This is a genomic window from Bradyrhizobium sp. CCGB01, assembly GCF_024199795.1.
In the GTDB taxonomy this organism is placed as follows: Bacteria; Pseudomonadota; Alphaproteobacteria; order Rhizobiales; family Xanthobacteraceae; genus Bradyrhizobium.
The window spans coordinates 6,068,885-6,084,095 of the sequence record NZ_JANADK010000001.1; the positions used below are offsets into that span (position 1 = coordinate 6,068,885).

At 65.3% G+C, this 15,211-nt stretch carries 18 protein-coding genes; 8 read left to right on the forward strand and 10 right to left on the reverse strand.

The window, feature by feature from the left end; all coding sequences use genetic code 11:
- The first annotated feature begins 56 nt into the window (after positions 1 to 56).
- Entirely contained in the window at positions 57 to 599 is a 543-nt protein-coding gene (locus NLM25_RS28255; RefSeq protein ID WP_254139174.1) for a lipopolysaccharide assembly protein LapB, read from the forward strand.
- A 110-nt stretch (positions 600 to 709) separates the two neighbouring features.
- Entirely contained in the window at positions 710 to 2,095 is a 1,386-nt protein-coding gene (locus NLM25_RS28260) for a serine hydrolase (RefSeq protein ID WP_254139175.1), read from the forward strand.
- Here NLM25_RS28260 and NLM25_RS28265 read toward each other — a convergent pair.
- The gene (locus tag NLM25_RS28265) at positions 2,085 to 3,653 is read right to left on the reverse strand and encodes a S10 family peptidase (protein ID WP_254139176.1); all 1,569 of its coding nucleotides are present in this window, start codon (positions 3,651 to 3,653) and stop codon (positions 2,085 to 2,087) included. The two genes, NLM25_RS28260 and NLM25_RS28265, sit on opposite strands and share 11 nt — an antisense overlap.
- 248 nt (positions 3,654 to 3,901) lie before the next feature.
- Here NLM25_RS28265 and NLM25_RS28270 point away from each other — a divergent pair, with 248 nt between their 5' ends.
- Positions 3,902 to 4,681, forward strand: coding sequence for an NAD kinase (locus NLM25_RS28270; RefSeq protein WP_254120687.1), 780 nt, complete (start codon positions 3,902 to 3,904; stop codon positions 4,679 to 4,681).
- 13 nt (positions 4,682 to 4,694) lie between these two features.
- Here the strand turns inward: NLM25_RS28270 and NLM25_RS28275 are convergent, their stop codons facing one another.
- The 3 genes from NLM25_RS28275 to NLM25_RS28285 are packed head-to-tail and all read right to left on the reverse strand — an operon-like array spanning position 4,695 to position 6,150.
- Positions 4,695 to 5,276 carry a hypothetical protein gene (locus tag NLM25_RS28275; protein WP_254139177.1) on the reverse strand — a complete coding sequence of 194 codons (582 nt, stop codon included), beginning with the start codon at positions 5,274 to 5,276 and terminating at the stop codon, positions 4,695 to 4,697.
- 53 nt (positions 5,277 to 5,329) lie between these two features.
- Positions 5,330 to 5,584, reverse strand: coding sequence for a helix-turn-helix transcriptional regulator (locus tag NLM25_RS28280; RefSeq protein WP_254120691.1), 255 nt, complete (start codon positions 5,582 to 5,584; stop codon positions 5,330 to 5,332).
- 2 nt (positions 5,585 to 5,586) lie between these two features.
- Positions 5,587 to 6,150 carry a DUF2975 domain-containing protein gene (locus NLM25_RS28285; protein ID WP_254139178.1) on the reverse strand — a complete coding sequence of 188 codons (564 nt, stop codon included), beginning with the start codon at positions 6,148 to 6,150 and terminating at the stop codon, positions 5,587 to 5,589.
- Between the two features lie 171 nt (positions 6,151 to 6,321).
- Between NLM25_RS28285 and NLM25_RS28290 the strand changes: the two genes are divergently transcribed.
- Positions 6,322 to 6,867 (forward strand): response regulator, encoded by a 546-nt coding sequence (locus NLM25_RS28290; RefSeq protein ID WP_140981728.1) that lies wholly within the window; start codon positions 6,322 to 6,324, stop codon positions 6,865 to 6,867.
- 27 nt (positions 6,868 to 6,894) lie between these two features.
- Positions 6,895 to 7,473: an Hpt domain-containing protein gene (locus NLM25_RS28295; protein ID WP_254139179.1), complete on the forward strand. Its 579-nt coding sequence runs from the start codon at positions 6,895 to 6,897 to the stop codon at positions 7,471 to 7,473.
- A 239-nt stretch (positions 7,474 to 7,712) separates the two neighbouring features.
- Here the strand turns inward: NLM25_RS28295 and NLM25_RS28300 are convergent, their stop codons facing one another.
- The 4 genes from NLM25_RS28300 to folE all read right to left on the reverse strand — a co-directional run bounded on the left by NLM25_RS28300 (position 7,713) and on the right by folE (position 11,389).
- Entirely contained in the window at positions 7,713 to 8,888 is a 1,176-nt protein-coding gene (locus NLM25_RS28300; protein WP_254120696.1) for a DUF2336 domain-containing protein, read from the reverse strand.
- 194 nt (positions 8,889 to 9,082) lie between these two features.
- Positions 9,083 to 10,141, reverse strand: a complete 1,059-nt coding sequence (locus tag NLM25_RS28305; RefSeq protein ID WP_254141280.1) for a lytic transglycosylase domain-containing protein — start codon at positions 10,139 to 10,141, stop codon at positions 9,083 to 9,085.
- Between the two features lie 105 nt (positions 10,142 to 10,246).
- Complete coding sequence (gene hisI / locus NLM25_RS28310; protein WP_254120700.1) at positions 10,247 to 10,669, reverse strand: phosphoribosyl-AMP cyclohydrolase; 423 nt, start codon at positions 10,667 to 10,669, stop codon at positions 10,247 to 10,249.
- Positions 10,670 to 10,696: 27 nt separating this feature from the next.
- On the reverse strand, positions 10,697 to 11,389 hold the full coding sequence (gene folE / locus NLM25_RS28315) for a GTP cyclohydrolase I FolE (RefSeq protein ID WP_254120703.1): 693 nt from the start codon (positions 11,387 to 11,389) through the stop codon (positions 10,697 to 10,699).
- A gap of 242 nt (positions 11,390 to 11,631) precedes the next feature.
- Here folE and NLM25_RS28320 point away from each other — a divergent pair, with 242 nt between their 5' ends.
- Positions 11,632 to 12,087: an iron-sulfur cluster assembly scaffold protein gene (locus NLM25_RS28320; protein WP_254120705.1), complete on the forward strand. Its 456-nt coding sequence runs from the start codon at positions 11,632 to 11,634 to the stop codon at positions 12,085 to 12,087.
- 117 nt (positions 12,088 to 12,204) lie between these two features.
- On the opposite strand, the gene NLM25_RS28325 is transcribed toward NLM25_RS28320, so the two are convergent.
- Positions 12,205 to 13,107: a hypothetical protein gene (locus NLM25_RS28325; RefSeq protein WP_254139180.1), complete on the reverse strand. Its 903-nt coding sequence runs from the start codon at positions 13,105 to 13,107 to the stop codon at positions 12,205 to 12,207.
- Between the two features lie 239 nt (positions 13,108 to 13,346).
- On the opposite strand from NLM25_RS28325, the gene yidD reads away from it, so the two are divergent.
- Positions 13,347 to 13,685 carry a membrane protein insertion efficiency factor YidD gene (gene yidD / locus NLM25_RS28330; RefSeq protein ID WP_254120708.1) on the forward strand — a complete coding sequence of 113 codons (339 nt, stop codon included), beginning with the start codon at positions 13,347 to 13,349 and terminating at the stop codon, positions 13,683 to 13,685.
- A 104-nt stretch (positions 13,686 to 13,789) separates the two neighbouring features.
- Positions 13,790 to 13,999 carry a hypothetical protein gene (locus NLM25_RS28335; RefSeq protein WP_254139181.1) on the forward strand — a complete coding sequence of 70 codons (210 nt, stop codon included), beginning with the start codon at positions 13,790 to 13,792 and terminating at the stop codon, positions 13,997 to 13,999.
- Here NLM25_RS28335 and NLM25_RS28340 read toward each other — a convergent pair whose 3' ends face one another.
- A complete protein-coding gene (locus NLM25_RS28340; RefSeq protein WP_254139182.1) occupies positions 14,000 to 15,202 on the reverse strand; it encodes a hypothetical protein in 1,203 nt (400 codons plus the stop codon). It abuts the gene before it with no gap.
- Positions 15,203 to 15,211: the final 9 nt, after the last annotated feature.

A 15,211-nucleotide genomic window follows, 5' to 3' on the forward strand; every position in this document is an offset into this window, starting at 1 on the left:
GTTCCGGTCTTCGGGCAATCGTGTAGGATCGCCACGTTCCATACGGGAGAAGATAGATGCGCAGACTTTCCATGCTTCTGGTACCGGGGCTTGTCTCGATGGCGTTGGCCGCCGGACCGGCGCTGACCAGCGCCTACGCCGCGGGCAGCGACGAGCCGTCGCCGCCGCCGAAGTCGGACAGCTCGGCCAAGAAGGGGAAGAAGAAGAGCTCCTCCATCAGCGATCCCAAATTCCTCGCGGCCTATCGCACCGCCTACACCACGATCTACGACGGTCACGACTACACGAGCGCGATCGGCCAGCTGAAGTCGCTCAAGCGCGACGACGTCGCCGACGTGGCCAATTTGATCGGCTACTCCTATCGCAAGCTCGGCGACTACCAGTCGTCGAAGGTCTATTACGAGCTGGCGCTGAAGGACGATCCGAACCACGTCCGCACCTGGCAGTATTACGGCCTCTGGCAGCTCGAGCAGGGCAACCGCGAGCAGGCGCAGTATCATCTGAACAAGATCGCCTCGCTCGCCGGCACCGACAGCTCCGAATATCGCTCGCTTGCCGCCGCGCTCGACAAGCCGACCGGCGCCACGCTCGTCTACTGAGACGTCGCAGCTTCGAACGAAACGAACGGGCACAACCTTTCAGGTTGTGCCCGTTCCGCTTTCTCGGCTAGCCTCGCGCACCAAATCTCCCCCCGAAAACCGGTAGCGCAATGGACACGTGGCTGCGATCCGCGATCGACTACATCGGCTCCTGGATCGAATTCCAACAGACGACATACCAGCAGCCGGGCGTCCTCGTCGCATTCGTCCATCGCGGCGAGGTCGTCGCCGAGCATGCGTTCGGCCTTGCCAATCTCGACACCGGCGAGAAGCTCACCCCGCGCCACCGCTTCCGCATCGCCTCGCATTCGAAGAGCTTCACCTCCGCGGGCATCATGAAGCTGCGCGAGCAGCGCAAGCTCCGGCTCGATGATCCCATCGGCCAATATATCGGCGGCCTGCATCCGCGCGTCGCCGAGACGACGATTGCGCAGGTGCTCTCGCACAGCGCGGGGCTGACGCGCGACGGCGTCGATTCCGGCCAGTTCATCGACAGCCGTCCCTACCTGAACGCCAGGGAGCTGCTCGCGGAGCTGAAACTGCCGACCGCGATCGAGCCCGGCACACGCTTCAAATACTCCAATCACGGCTTTGGCCTGATCGGTCTCGTCATCGAAGCCGTGACGAAGGAGCCCTACCCGGTCTGGATCAAGCGCGAGATCATCGAGCCGGCGGGCTTGCGCGAGACCGAGCCGAACGCGCCGCTTCCCAAGGGGGCGCCTTTTGCGCGCGGCCACACGCGAAAGCTGCCGTTCGGCGAGCGCGGTGTGGTCCCCGGCGACAATCCCGCGCATGCGATGGCGTCCGCCGCGGGCTTCGTCGCCACCGCCGGCGACACGGCCCGCTTCTTCGCGCAGCTCGCGCCCAATGCCAGGAAGAGCGTTCTGTCGGTCGCAAGCCGCCGCGAGATGACGCGAAACCATTGGCGCATCCCGCAAAGCTTCGAGGGGTATTACGGCCTCGGCGTCAACGCCGGCAAGACCGACGGCTGGGACTGGTTCGGCCATGGCGGCGGTTTCCAGGGCTACATCTCCAGGACCTGCTCGATCCCTTCCTGCGAGCTCGCGATCAGTATCCTCAGCAACTCCATCGACGGCGCAGCACCGTTCTGGATGGACGGCGCGATGCAGATTTTACGCGTGTTCAAAACACGTGGTGCGCCCGACCGCCGCGTGCGCGACTGGACCGGCCGCTGGTGGACAATCTGGGGCGCGAGCGACCTGGTGCCTGCAGGCAATCGCGTGCTGGTCGCCAATCCGCAGTTCAACAATCCGTTCATGGATGCCGCCGAGATCGAGGTCACCGGCCGCGACACCGGCAAGCTCGCCTGGGCGGCCGGTTACTCCAGCCACGGCGAGCCGGTGCGGCGCGTCCGCAACGCGCGCGGCAAGGTCAGCGACATCTGGATCGCCGGCGCCAACGTGAAACCTGCGAGCGTCGTGGCGAAGGAGATTGAGCGGAGATACAAGCCGCGCAAGCGGCGGCCTACTCCCTGATCAACGCCTCCACCTCGCTCCGAAACGCCTGCCGCGAGCCGTCGCGCGAATAGAACATGTGGCCGCCGGGATAGACGACGAACTTGACCCGCGGTGTTGCGAACGCAGGCAACTGGTCGAGCACCCGCTTCGTCCCGAAATAGGGCGTGGCGAGATCGAACAGGCCGTGCCCGACCAGCACGTTGAGCTTCGCGTCGGTGGCGAGGATCTGGCGCAGCTCCGACACCGACTGCGGCGGGTTGATGCCACGGCCGAAATCCCAGTGGCCCTCGACGGCGCCGTTCAGGACCTCGTAGGAGCCATCGGGCCGCCAGTTGAGCTTGCGCGTCAGCACGTCAACCGCGGCACTCGTCAGCGGCGCCTGGAGCGCATCGCCTGAGGGGTCGCCGAACCGCGAGCTGCTCGAATCCGGATAGGGATCGAAGCCGCGCACCGAGGCGTCGTAGCGCCCCGTCACCTTGCCGTTCTTGCGGTCGAACTCGCGGCGGAATTCACCGACGTCGAAGCGGCCGGCGAGCCTGCGGCTCACAGCCTGGTCGATCCCGGTGAGCTCGGCGACCTTGTCGGCGAGACGGTTGGTGGCCTCCTTGTCCGCCTCGCCCTTGACGAGGTCGGCCAAGAACTCGCCGCGCGCGTAAGCCTCGACGTCGGCGAGATCGGCGCGCTTGACCGATCCTTTGGCTTCGCGCGCCACCGCGACATAGCTCGGCAGCGTCGCGACATATTGCAGGACGCTGGTGCCGGTGAACTCGCGGAAGTCCAGCAGCGGCGACACCAGGATCAGTCCCCGGACGCCGACGCCATGCTGGAGCTGCAACTGGCGCACCACCTTCGGCCCGCGAATGCCGCCATAGCTTTCGCCCGCGACGTATTTCGGCGAAGTCAGCCGATCGTGCTTCTCGAGCCAGCGACGGATCACGAGCGCGATCGCATTGACGTCGCCGTCGACGGAATAGAAGGACTTGCGCGCGTCGTCGCCACTCGCAACAAAACGGCTGTAGCCGGTGCTGACGGGGTCGATGAAGACGAGATCGGTGAAGTCGAGCCAGGTCTCCGCGTTCGGCTTCACCTCGGGCGAGGCCGACGGCGACAGCGCTTCGCCATCGAGCGGCAGCCGCCACGGACCCGCGGCGCCGAACTGGAGCCATGCCGAGGACGCGCCGGGACCGCCGTTGAACAGGAACGTCACGGGCCGCGTCGCGCGGTCGGCACCATCGAGCTCATAGGACGTGTAGGCGATGTCGGCGAGCGGCTCACCCTTGCCGTCGAACACGCGGATCGAGCCGGCCGTCGCGCTGAAGTTGAGTGCGCGGCCCGGCAGATCGAGCGTCTGCTTCGTGGTCGAATCCGGCGGCAGACGATGCGGCTCGGCGGCGGACGATGAATTCTGCGGCGCGCCTGGCGCGTTGCCGCCGCGCCCACCCTTCTGTCCGGCGGGTGCCGTCGTCTCGGCGCGAGGCTGCGGCGGATCCTCCGCGCGCGCAAATCCCGCGAGCGCGAAAGTCGACACCGCCAGTACCAGGGTCGCGCGGCGCAGCGCCGGCAAACGCATGACCATGATCATTCTCCTTGTCCGGCGATGAGAGCCGGCGAGTATCGAAAGGCTAGCGAGAAATTGCGACGGTTTGGGGGATTGCCGGCCCCTCGGCCCTGAAGAAGCCGGGCGGGCGCAAATCGACCCGGTTTTGCCCTGAATCGGATGGACGCTGTTTGCCTTGAAGAGCGGTCCTTCTCGACAATGGAGGCCCAGGTCGTATAGACGAGCCCGGCGGAACTTTCTCCAGCCAGCGGCCCTGCCCGGAAGCCATGACCAAGCCAGCGCGATACGACCGGATCGCCTTCGTCGCCAGCCCGAGCAGCGAGGCACAAACCGCCTTCAGCCAGCTCTCCCGCGACTATGGCAATTGCGACCCGAAGGACGCCGACGTCGTGGTCGCGCTCGGCGGCGACGGGCTCATGCTCCAGACGCTGCACCGGAACATGCACACGGGAAAGCCGATCTACGGCATGCACCGCGGCACCGTCGGCTTCCTGATGAACGAGTACTCGACGATCGACCTTCGCGCCCGTCTCGAGGCGGCGCAGGAATCCGAGATCAACCCGCTTCTGATGCGGGCCACCGACGTCAACGACCGCGTCCACCTGCATCACGCCATCAACGAGGTCGCCCTGTTCCGGCAGACCTACCAGGCCGCGCGCCTGCGGATCCTGATCGACGAGCGCGAGCGCATGGCCGAGCTGATCGCCGACGGCATCATGGTGGCGACGCCGGCCGGCTCCACCGCCTACAATCTGTCCGCGCAGGGACCGATCCTGCCGATCAACGCCGCGCTGCTGGCGCTGACGCCGATCAGCGCCTTCCGCCCGCGCCGCTGGCGCGGCGCGCTGCTGCCCAACACCGCTTACGTCGTGATCGAGGTGCTGGAGGGCGACAAGCGGCCGGTGGCGGCGGTGGCCGACCATGACGAGGTGCGCGATGTCCGCCGTGTCGAGGTCCTGTCCGACAAGACCATCTCGATGCGCATGCTGTTCGACCCCGGCCACAGCCTGGAAGAGCGGATCCTGCGCGAGCAATTCGGCTCCTGAGCCAAGGCGCGGATCACTGGCCGCAAGGCTGAATCGATTCCAGGCCTCCCGCCATTGCGGGATCGCCAAGCAGGTCAAAATCCCTGACGACTGGGACGAGGCTCTTCGTCTCCGACGTCATGAGATAGATCGTTACGAGTAGCGATGCCTGCGGCGCCGCGTTGGCGCGACAGAATTCCTTGGCTGCCACGCCGAGCCCCATCGACCCGCGCCTGCCTTTCTGCCCCTGCTCGATCATCGAGCTACGCAGCACCTCGAAGCGCGCGGCATCTTCTGACGACAAGCGATAGGCGTACATGGAGGAGCCCTGCGGCGAGGCCGGCAGGCCTGGGCGCTCGCGCGCGCTCATCTCCAGCATGGCGAAGCTCGTCCTGGCCTCCGCCTCCCCCACCACCCTGGTGACAACGTCGAGCTTGACGCCGCCCGCGCGTGGCCGCAACGCATCAGGCAATTGCACGGCGACGCGCAGCATCGACAGGTCGGTCGTCTTGGCGTCGATGCGGGCAAGCGGCGGGATCGATGTCAGCGGCACCGCGCTGCATCCGGCAAGCGCGAGCGCAGCCGCGCTCGCAAGAACGCGCGCGAGGCGGTTCATCGCAGGCATCTCCGGTTCAAGATTGAAAGAGGCTTGGATTGAACGAGGCTTGGCTAGGCCGATTTCCGACCGGCCGTGCGAGGCTCCAACGCATCGTCCGCGCCATCAGGGACGTATTCCAGGATATCGCCGGGCTGGCAGTCGAGCACGGCGCAGATCCGCTCCAGCGTGTCGAAGCGAATGCCGCGCACCTTGCCGGACTTCAGCAGGGAGACATTCGCCTCCGTGAGCTCGATGCGCGCCGCGAGCTCGCGCGATCTGATCTTGCGCCTGGCGAGCATGACGTCGAGATTGACGACGATCGGCATGGTCAGATGATCTCACTGTTCTCGTGCCACAGGCGGACGGCATCGGCCATCACGGTCGCGAAGGCGACGAGCGCCAGGCCGCTCAGCACCGACAGCACATGCGACTGCTCGATCCCGAACATGACCACGAGCTGGCCGGGATCGTTGGCCCGCGTCAGGTTGATCGTGGTAAGCATCTGCACCAATGGCGACATGAACGCATTGACGATCAGCGCGAGGCCCATGCGGCGGATACGCCAGGCGTTCCCGGTCACAAAGACCTCGCCGCGCGCGAAACGGGAGAACAGCATCGAGAGCTGCAACAACGCGTAAATGACGGGCGCAAGGCCGATCAGGCTGATCAGCCCGCCGGCGAAGCGCGTGCCAAAATTGAGGGTGAACGGCCGCGCCCCCAGCGGGGACTCTGTCGCGATCCAGTGCCGAAGCACCTCGTCACTCGACCAGAGCAGCGGCACCGCAAGCACCGCGCCGGCGACGCAGACGAGCGCGCCGACGGCCACGACACGCCCGATCCGCCGGAGCCGCGGCTCGGCCGGGACAGGATAAGGAAACGCGATCACGCTCATCGAAACAACTCCCGCTCAATCGAGTATTTTTATTGTTTTACAATAAAAAATGGCAGAATTACGATATGCAAATTTCCCGTGCTCCGAAGCGTCACCGAAGGCCGCGGCAACCCTTCGTTAACCCCCGGCGCGATATGGTTAACGAAAGTTGACCGCTTCCGCCCGGGCGCCATGTTCCGCATCGATTTCAACAAGCTGCGCTTCCTCGTCTGCGACGACAATCCGCACATGCGCCGCATCCTGCGGACGCTGCTGCATTCCTTCGGCGCGCGCGAGGTCTATGAAGCCGAGGACGGCGCAACCGCGCTGGAAATGTACAGCCATTACGTCCCCGACATCGTCATCACCGACTGGGCGATGCCGATCTTCGACGGGCTCGAGCTCGCGCAGATGATCCGGCAGCCGGAATCCAAGGGCAATCCTTACGCGCCGATCATCATGCTGACCGGTCATTCCGAGAAGCGCCGCGTCACGGTGGCGCGCGATGCCGGTGTCACCGAATTCCTCGCCAAGCCGATCTCGGCCAAGGGGCTCTACCAGCGCATCCTCAACGTGGTCGCCAGTCCCCGCCCCTTCATCAAGACCAAGACCTATTTCGGTCCGGACCGGCGCCGCAACACCAACTCCGCCTATATGGGTCCCGAACGCCGCGTCGGCGAAAAGCACGAGGTGATGCAACAGCCCTCGCTGCTCGACAAGGCGCGGTCCTCCATCTAGCGCAGCGTCTCACGCGAGGCAGGCATCATGGCGAAGAACAGCGCAAAGGACATCGAGGTCACGGCCTTCGCCACGCATCATGTCATCACGCAGCCCAATCCGCTGCGCAAGGTTCTGCGCCGTGTCGAGGAAAAGGACATGGACGATCCGGTCGGCCGCGCCGAGCAGGCGCTGGCAGGCCTCGCCGGCGAGTTCAAGGACTGGATGACGACCGAAGTGAACCGGCTGTCCGCCGCCTACGTCGCCATCCGCAATGACGGCTTCACCAAGGACAGGCGAGACGAACTGTTCCGCGCCGCGCACGACATCAAGGGCGACGCTGCGACATTCGGCTATCCGGCGGCGGCGGGAATTGCGGAGAGCCTGTGCCGCGTCATCGAGCACGCGCCCGATCTCGACAAGGTGCCGGTCGAACTGTTCACGCACCACATCAACGCCATCCTCGCCATCGTGCACGAGAACACCAAGCTCGACAGCATCAGCGTCTCCGCCGAGCTCAGCCGCCGCCTGCGCAAGGTCGCCGACGACTATCTCGCCGACGTCAACCGCGACCGCCCCGAGCATCTCGAAGTGATCCTGGCACCGAGCATCGTGCCGGCGGAGTAAGGCTCAGCTCTTTCCTCTCGTCATTGCGAGCGCAGCGAAGCAATCCAGAGCCCCTCCGCGGAGACAGGCTGGATTGCTTCGCTGCGCTCGCAATGACGGAGTTTGGGGCGACGAGCTCGCTCTATCGCCACGATAGGAATCGTAGGGTGGATTAGCGTAGCGTAATCCACCACTTCAGTATCTGCGGAGACGAACAGTGGTGGATTACGCCTTCGGCTAATCCACCCTACGGCATCTCACTACGCCGCGATCAGATCGTCATACACCGGATCGATCGCCTCATCCGCGACGAGCTCATCGCAGAACAGCCGCGCCTCTTCGCGCGCCGACTCGGTCGCAAAGCGGCGCAGCAGGACCATCAGCGGTTCGGTGGCGCCGCGGTCGGTCTCGCAATGGGTGAGCACGCGCTCGACCATGCGCCGGCGCAGCCGCGCCGCGCCGTCGTCGCTGTCGACAAAACCCTGCTCGTGGCAGGCATCGAGCGCGACCTGGAACGCCGCAAAGGTCGCCTCGGGCAGCCCGGCGCGGCGGAGCAGCGCGTGCAGGCTGTTGCCGCCGCGATCGTGCAGCAGCGCGGAGACGCGCGCGAGCGGCAGGTCCGCGAGTTCGGCGAGCGCCGCATCGAACAGATCGAGATTGCTCGACAGCAGCGCACGCAGGATCAGACCCGCCGTGAGCTGGCCCGTGATGCGCAGGTGCCGCACCAGGCCCTGCATGTCTTCGCCACGCGAACGCGCCGCGATGTTCATGGTGGAGCGGTCACGCGCCTCGGTCGCAATGCGCTCGGCGCGGTCGGCGCTCAGCCAGTTCCGCGCCACCACGAACTGCGCGAGAGTCTCGGAGAGTTTTGCCACCAGCGCGACACGCGTCGCGGCCGGCAGATCCTCCAGCACCAGCATCGCCTCGCGGATCGCGGCGAGATGGCCGTGACGTTCGACGATGCGGTCCCAGGAGAACGGCGCCAGCTCGGCGTGGGGATTTTCGATCAGCTCGAGGGCCGCCGCCGCGCAGCCGACTTCGGCAATCGCGGCGCAGACCGAGACCGGCAACGCGATGCGGCGCGCGACCGCGCACTGCACCTCGTCATTGCCGGTTGCGACGATGTCGACGAGGTCGGCATCGATCAGGAGCGGAGAATGTTCGAGCACGGGCAGCGCGACGGTCGGCTGGTCCCCCGACAACGCCCGCACGATCGATGCCGGGGCATCGGTGCTGCGTGCAAAGGCTTCGGCCATCGCCTGCCGCACCAGCGGCGAGGGATCGTCGAGCAGCATCAGTAGCGCGCCTTCGGCGGCGACGCGGTCGTCATGGGAAAGGTCTGAGATCAGCCAGGCCCGGGCCAACGCCCGTGTTGCCTCGGCCCGCTCGCCAGCGGGCGCCGTCCTGATCCAATTGATGAACTGCCGAACGATCATGGTGCTTCCGGCTTACGCAACGAAGACGAGGCGGTGACGGCTCGTCACCTGCAACACAAAATAAACCACGACGCTTAACAAAGCGTTCACCATAACCGGCTGGTTTTATTGACGTTTTGTTAAGGGAACCAAACCGGCTGAGCGACGGGATTCCGGCCCTGCGCCACAGCGCGTCCGGGACACGAGCGTGAGTATCAGCTCGAGAACGTGCCGCTGCGATCGCTGAAGAGATCGAGCGGCTGCGGCGGCCGCACCTCGGGCGTCGCCGATGCGACCGAGGTGAGCGAGGCGTTGTTGCCCCACAATTTCTGCACGGTCGTCGAGACTGGCTGCACGTCACCGGGCTGATAGATCGAGCGGAATGCGGGCGTGGTGGGCGCGCTATCTGCGACCGTCGTTGACGACGTCGCGCTCACCGGCGTGACGCCGCGCGCATCCGGAAAGGTCTGGAGATAAGCGGCATTGTCGATGACGGGCGCGGTGGGCTGCACGCCGTTGGCGCTCGCGACCTGCGTGGTCGACGGCGTGCCGCCATACATCGCCATCGCACTGCGGGTCGTCTTCGAATTCGCCGCGCTGGCGTAACGCGCATCGAGCACCGAATAGACCTCGGAGACGCTGCGGGCGCGGCCGTCCCTGGCGTAGAAGATCGAGCGGTTGGCGGATGCCGCATTGGGAAACAGCCGCGCGCCGACCGCTTGCGGATTGTCCTCGGCATTGGCGATCAGTTTCGCGGCGCCGCCGACGCCCATGAAATGCGCCATGTAGAGTTCGCTGTCGGATGGCCTGCGGCCGAGCAGGCCGGTAAGCTTGAAACTGTTCGACTGCGTCAGCGCCGCCGCCATGGTGGAAGCGGCTTCCGGATCGTCGCGCAGCTTCATGATCGACCGCTTCATCACGGGATCATCGACGGTGTAGCCGCCTGAGGACGTCCTGGTGATGGCGTCGGAATAATTGCCATAGCCAAGCTGGGTGCCCGCCTCCTTCACGGTACCGAGCCACGTCTGGTCGATGAACTGGTAGAGCCCGTGCGCGGACGACGTGGTGGCTCCCGCCGTCGGATCGAAATCCGATTCCATCTTGGCGGTGGTCAGCATGTACTGGAAGCTGACGCCGCTGATGTTCGAGGCCTGCTTGATCGCACCGGCGACGCGCGCCCGCGACGGATCGAGAACCGCCGTCTGCGAGGCACTGGAATTGTCGACCGACATGATGAAGTGCCCGCCCCGTGCGGCGTTGAGCAGCGCCGGCAATTTGGCGCCCTGTCGTCTCACCGTGGGACAGGTATGGTTAACGCGGGGTTAATTTGACCTCCCCGTCATTCCCGGGCGTACCGTGCGCGCCCGAATGACAGAGAGTTACTTCTTGTACACCGCATCCGGATCGAACAGCCTGTCCGCATCGACGAAGACGAGCTTGGCGCCGCCGCCTTCGGCCTCGACCTTGCGGTAGAAGCAGGACCGGCGACCGGTGTGACACGCCGCACCGATCTGCTCGACGCGAAGCCAGACCGCGTCTTGGTCGCAATCGGTGCGCATCTCGACCACGCGCTGGGTCTGACCCGAGGTCTCACCTTTTCGCCACAAGGCATTGCGCGAGCGACTGAAGTACCAGGCCTCCCCGGTCGCAATCGTCTTGCGCAGCGCCTCGTCGTTCATGTGCGCGACCATGAGCACGTCGCCGGTGGCGACGTCGGTCGCGACGACCGTCACGAGGCCCGCGGCATCGAACCTGGGCAGGAAGGCGAGGCCTTCCTCGATCTCATGGGAGTGAGCGGACACGACAAACCTCGCCAGTTGTTTGCGAGGTCAGCGCTGCAGGCCTCGCACCAGGGACAGGAAACGGGCCTGCTCCGCCGGATTGTCGCGGAACATGCCGGTGAAGCGGCTTGTGAAGGTCGAGGCGCCGTGCTTGGCGACGCCGCGCACCGACATGCAGGTATGCTCGGCCTCGATCAGAACGGCAACGCCGCGCGGCTTGAGGATCTCGTCGATGGCGGCGGCGATCTGCGCCGTCAAATGCTCCTGGGTCTGGAGCCGGCGGGCGAAGATGTCGGTCAGGCGCGCAAGCTTCGACAGGCCGACGACCCGTTCCACCGGCGTATAGGCGATGTGCGCCTTGCCATAGAACGGCATCATGTGATGCTCGCACTGCGAGGTGAACTCGATGTCGCGCACCAGCACGAAGTCATCGTAGCCGGCGGTCTCGCCGAACGTGCGGTCGAGCACTTCGGCCGGGCACTGGTGGTAGCCCTGATAGAGCTCGTCGAAGGCCTCGACGACACGGCGCGGCGTATCCAGCAGACCCTCGCGCTGGGTGTTCTCGCCGATATAGGCGAGCAGCGTCTTCACCGCCGCTTCCGCTTCGGCGCGCGCCGGGCGGGGCTGGTCGGCGCGAACAGCCGCCGCGAGGAATTCGGCAGGATCAAGCTCCGCCGGGCGGCTCTCGGGCTGGCGGTCAGAAGGCTTGTTAGGGCGGATGGATTTGATGGTAGCGTCCATGTCTACTCCGTTCGACGGCCTTGCGGCCGGAGTGTCACCGGCAGACGGGGCGGCCAAGCCGCCGGACGCCTGAAGAGAACAGTTTTGACGAAAAAGGGCCCCGGGTCATCGCGCCGGCAGCGCAGGTCTGGATCACCGCTGCCGCACCGCTGGACTGTTTTTCCGCCAGTTCCAACCCTATATAGGACCCTGGACGGCGCCCGCCAAGGCCGATCCGGTGCGGAAGTGTTGGACTCCATCACATGCTGAACGACATCTATAACAAGCGGATCATCGAGCTGGCTGGGAATATTCCGCGCCTCGGACGGCTGCAGGACCCCGACGCCACCGCCACCGCCCATTCCAAATTGTGCGGCTCGACCGTGAAGATCGACCTCAAGATGGAGGGCGACAAGGTCACCGACTTCGCCCATGACGTGAAGGCCTGTGCTCTTGGACAAGCCTCTTCATCCATCATGGCAAGTCGCGTCGTCGGCTCGACCGCGAGCGAACTCCGTGAGTTACGTGAAACCGTTCGCAAGATGCTCAAGGAGAACGGCGCGCCTCCTGAAGGTAAATGGGAAGAGATCAAATTCCTCGAGCCGGTCCGCGACTACAAGGCGCGTCACGCCTCGACCCTCCTGACCTTCGATGCCGTGGTCGACGCGATCGGCCAGATCGAGGCAAAGGCCAAGCAGCCGGCCGCGGCGCAGGGCTGACCCCTCCAGTCATTCCCGGGCGATGCACGGCATCGCCCCCGGAATCCAGCCGGTTGCCGATCGAGATTCCGGGTTCGCGCTGACGCGCGCCCCCGGAATGACCATCAAGGACTTTCGTTACTTCTGCGAGCCTGCGCTCGGCGCCGTGCCCGTCGGCACCACGGCCTCCGCCGTCTTGGTCGACTTGACGGGTTGCGGCTGTTGTTCGGCTTCCGCGCCGAACCTTGCCTGCGTCTTCGGCGCAAGTTCCGCCACCGCAGGCGCCGCGACGTCGACATGCGGCAGCACGTCGGCCATCAGGTTGGTGGTCACGAGGTTGGTGAGCTTCAGCTCGCCAGCATCCAGCTCGTGCAGATCTTCCCACGGCGGCACGCTGAGCGCGAGCGAGAGAAGGTCGCCGGCACCGCCCATGTCGAACGTATATTTGGCGAGCCGGCCGATGTCTCGCTCCACGATCATCAGGTCCTGCGCACTGTAGCTCGCCGCCTTGGCATCGTCGGCACGATCGCCCATCCAGATCTGGTGGACCCGGACATGTGCGGCTTCGGGCACGTAGCGCTTCTTGCCGGCCAGCAGCAGGAACGCGCACATGGATTCGCAATAGGCCTCGGGCACAATCGCCGGACGGGCCGCCTGCCCGCCGCGGTTCTGAACGCTGATGCCGACCGTAGTCAGGAGTCCGAGATTGCGGAAGCGCCGGCCGAGCGTGATCGCGTCGTTGACGGAGCCGCCGCTGGAATCGAGCACCACGGTGGCGCCGCCAAGCTGGCGGCCGCGCGAGAACTCCTCGAAATCCCTGGGCGTGTCAGCGGTGATGATGCCGACTGCGCTGACCCAGCCGCGGCAGTTCGGCTCGCAGGCAACCCAGTTGAACTTCATCGGCAGCTTGCGCTCTTCGAGGGCAGCACCGGCCCGGGCCGACGACCCGAATGTCGCGACGGCGCCAGCCAGCACGACTCCACATGCGGCGGTCCCCACCAACAACCAGCCGCGAAGTTTGAGCGACTTCAGAAGTTTCAAACTGGTCCCTTCCCCAAGCCCCATTTGCGCGATTATCCCCGCTTCGCGCTCGATGAGTCGATCATACGGACGTATGTTTCCACGAGTGTCACAAAAATGGTATCCGGAGGAATACAGCTCGTCCACGCACTTGCTGCACTGCTCCCTAAAAACATGCAAAATATGGCGCGCGCGCAACAAGGTCTGGTTCCCTGCGCAGGAACCGCGCAAGTGACGTCAAGGTTTGAAGCAGAGCGCACATGAAGCATCCAGACTCCGGTGTCGGTTCCACAATCGCTGCGTCACTGCGGCGGCAGCCTCGTAATCTCGGCCGCGGACTGATCTGGCTGTATCGTCACACGCTCTCGCCGCTGGTCGGCTACAACTGCCGGCACTTGCCGACCTGCTCCGTATACGGCGACGAGGCGATCGAACGGTTCGGGCTCTGGGCCGGCGGCTGGATGACACTGGCGCGCCTGCTCCGCTGCAACCCGTTCGGCACTTCGGGAATCGACAACGTGCCCCTCACCGCACCGCAGGGCGCGCGCTGGTACTTTCCCTGGCGTTACGCCCGCTGGCGCGGCGTCAACGCTTCCTGAGCATGCTGACCAGAAGCGCCGCGGTGCTTCCCGCATCGCTGCCTTGGATGGAACCGGAACTTTCCCGTCGCGTTGTTTTGATGCTCCCGCGGGAGGAAAGAACAATGCGCTGGAAAATCAGCCCTCATTTTCACTTCAAGCTTGGTCCTCATCGTGGTTCCAAAGGGCATCACGACCCCAGAACCATCGACATGCTCGCCATCATCGCACTGCTGGCGCTCGCGGCCGGCTCCGGCTGGTATCTGGCGACGAGCCTTGCCACGCCGCCGAGCTCGACGGCGTTCATCGTGCCTAGTCAGAGCGTGCACTGGTAGCTAGCGAAACCAGAAAAAGCGTCCGGGCGGCGGCGGGATCGGCTCGGGCGGACGCAGCCGCTTCGGACGCGCCGGCTTTGGCGGCGGTTCGGCGGATGACGTGGTCTCCGCCGCCGGCGCCATCTCGCTTCCCGGCACCTTCACCGCCAGCAGCAAGTTCGACTCGTGCATGCGCCAGCGGTAACCGACACCAAAATCGATCGGCTGCGCGCGCGTGAACAGTTCGGCGTAACGCTCCTGATAACGGCCGGGGAATTCGTCGATCGGGCCGAGATAGCGCCCGAACGGGAAGAACCGCCATTGCCGCGCATTGTAGTTCGCAAGCGGAATGCCGGAATCGTCCTGGACGATGGTCGCGCTGTTGGCGAGCAGCCAGTCGCGCGCGACGGTGAAGTTGCCGGAGTGCATCAAATAGGATGCGCTCTTGATCAGGCTGTTGCCGGGACCGAGCGTCCCGCAGAACTTCAGGAAGCCGGCTGCGCGTGCACCGGAATTGGAAAGATCGGTCGAGAAATAATACAGCGTGCGAACCTCGCCGTCGCTGCCGACGAAGGTGATGCGAGCGCCGCGCGTGGCGTTCCGTCCCGGATTGTCGTTGCCGACGTGCATCCCGCCCTTGTCGTCGAGCGCGACCATCTCGACGTTGCGGATGGTCTTGCCGGAGCGCGCGAGGAAGACATAGAGGATCGGCAACGTGCCGTTGACCTGGTTGGCGTGCAGGTCGACCTTCATGTGCTTGGTGATGAAGAAGGAGAAGCTCAGGATCGAGCTGAGCGAACGCTCGACATTGTAGAGCGCGGCACCGACCGAGCCGCGCGGCAGCCGCGTCAGGTCAGGCACCGCGCCGACCGGCTCCAGCGCGCCGAGCACGTAGGTGCTGGCCTTGGAATAGAACGCATCGGCGTAGAGGAAATCCGGGCCGCTGAACAAGTAGAACATGGTCGGCCGGGGCGCGGCCAGGTTGACCTCGGCCCAATTGCGGATCTTCGAGAGCTGTCGCTGCTCGAGCTGGGCGAAGGCGCCGTCGAAGAATTTTGCGTGGCGCTGCCAGCCCGGGTCCCTGGTGAGCGGCACCAGCGGCGAGTCCGCCGAAGGCTGCATGCCCGCGAGGAAGCGCGCGGTATCATCGAAGGTGACCTCGGTGGCACGCGCAGACGAGACGGCCGCAGCCAGAAGGGCAAGCGCGACAGCCGCAATTCTCATGGGTCGGAA

Excerpts from the sequence above, each read along its gene's own strand:
- NLM25_RS28255 (WP_254139174.1), top strand. The coding sequence starts at position 57 with ATGCGCAGACTTTCCATGCTTCTGGTACCGGGGCTTGTCTCGATGGCG.
- NLM25_RS28260 (WP_254139175.1), top strand. The coding sequence starts at position 710 with ATGGACACGTGGCTGCGATCCGCGATCGACTACATCGGCTCCTGGATC.
- NLM25_RS28265 (WP_254139176.1), bottom strand. The coding sequence starts at position 3,653 with ATGGTCATGCGTTTGCCGGCGCTGCGCCGCGCGACCCTGGTACTGGCG.
- NLM25_RS28270 (WP_254120687.1), top strand. The coding sequence starts at position 3,902 with ATGACCAAGCCAGCGCGATACGACCGGATCGCCTTCGTCGCCAGCCCG.
- NLM25_RS28275 (WP_254139177.1), bottom strand. The coding sequence starts at position 5,276 with ATGAACCGCCTCGCGCGCGTTCTTGCGAGCGCGGCTGCGCTCGCGCTT.
- NLM25_RS28280 (WP_254120691.1), bottom strand. The coding sequence starts at position 5,584 with ATGCCGATCGTCGTCAATCTCGACGTCATGCTCGCCAGGCGCAAGATC.
- NLM25_RS28285 (WP_254139178.1), bottom strand. The coding sequence starts at position 6,150 with ATGAGCGTGATCGCGTTTCCTTATCCTGTCCCGGCCGAGCCGCGGCTC.
- NLM25_RS28290 (WP_140981728.1), top strand. The coding sequence starts at position 6,322 with ATGTTCCGCATCGATTTCAACAAGCTGCGCTTCCTCGTCTGCGACGAC.
- NLM25_RS28295 (WP_254139179.1), top strand. The coding sequence starts at position 6,895 with ATGGCGAAGAACAGCGCAAAGGACATCGAGGTCACGGCCTTCGCCACG.
- NLM25_RS28300 (WP_254120696.1), bottom strand. The coding sequence starts at position 8,888 with ATGATCGTTCGGCAGTTCATCAATTGGATCAGGACGGCGCCCGCTGGC.
- folE (WP_254120703.1), bottom strand. The coding sequence starts at position 11,389 with ATGGACGCTACCATCAAATCCATCCGCCCTAACAAGCCTTCTGACCGC.
- NLM25_RS28320 (WP_254120705.1), top strand. The coding sequence starts at position 11,632 with ATGCTGAACGACATCTATAACAAGCGGATCATCGAGCTGGCTGGGAAT.
- yidD (WP_254120708.1), top strand. The coding sequence starts at position 13,347 with ATGAAGCATCCAGACTCCGGTGTCGGTTCCACAATCGCTGCGTCACTG.
- NLM25_RS28335 (WP_254139181.1), top strand. The coding sequence starts at position 13,790 with ATGCGCTGGAAAATCAGCCCTCATTTTCACTTCAAGCTTGGTCCTCAT.
- NLM25_RS28340 (WP_254139182.1), bottom strand. The coding sequence starts at position 15,202 with ATGAGAATTGCGGCTGTCGCGCTTGCCCTTCTGGCTGCGGCCGTCTCG.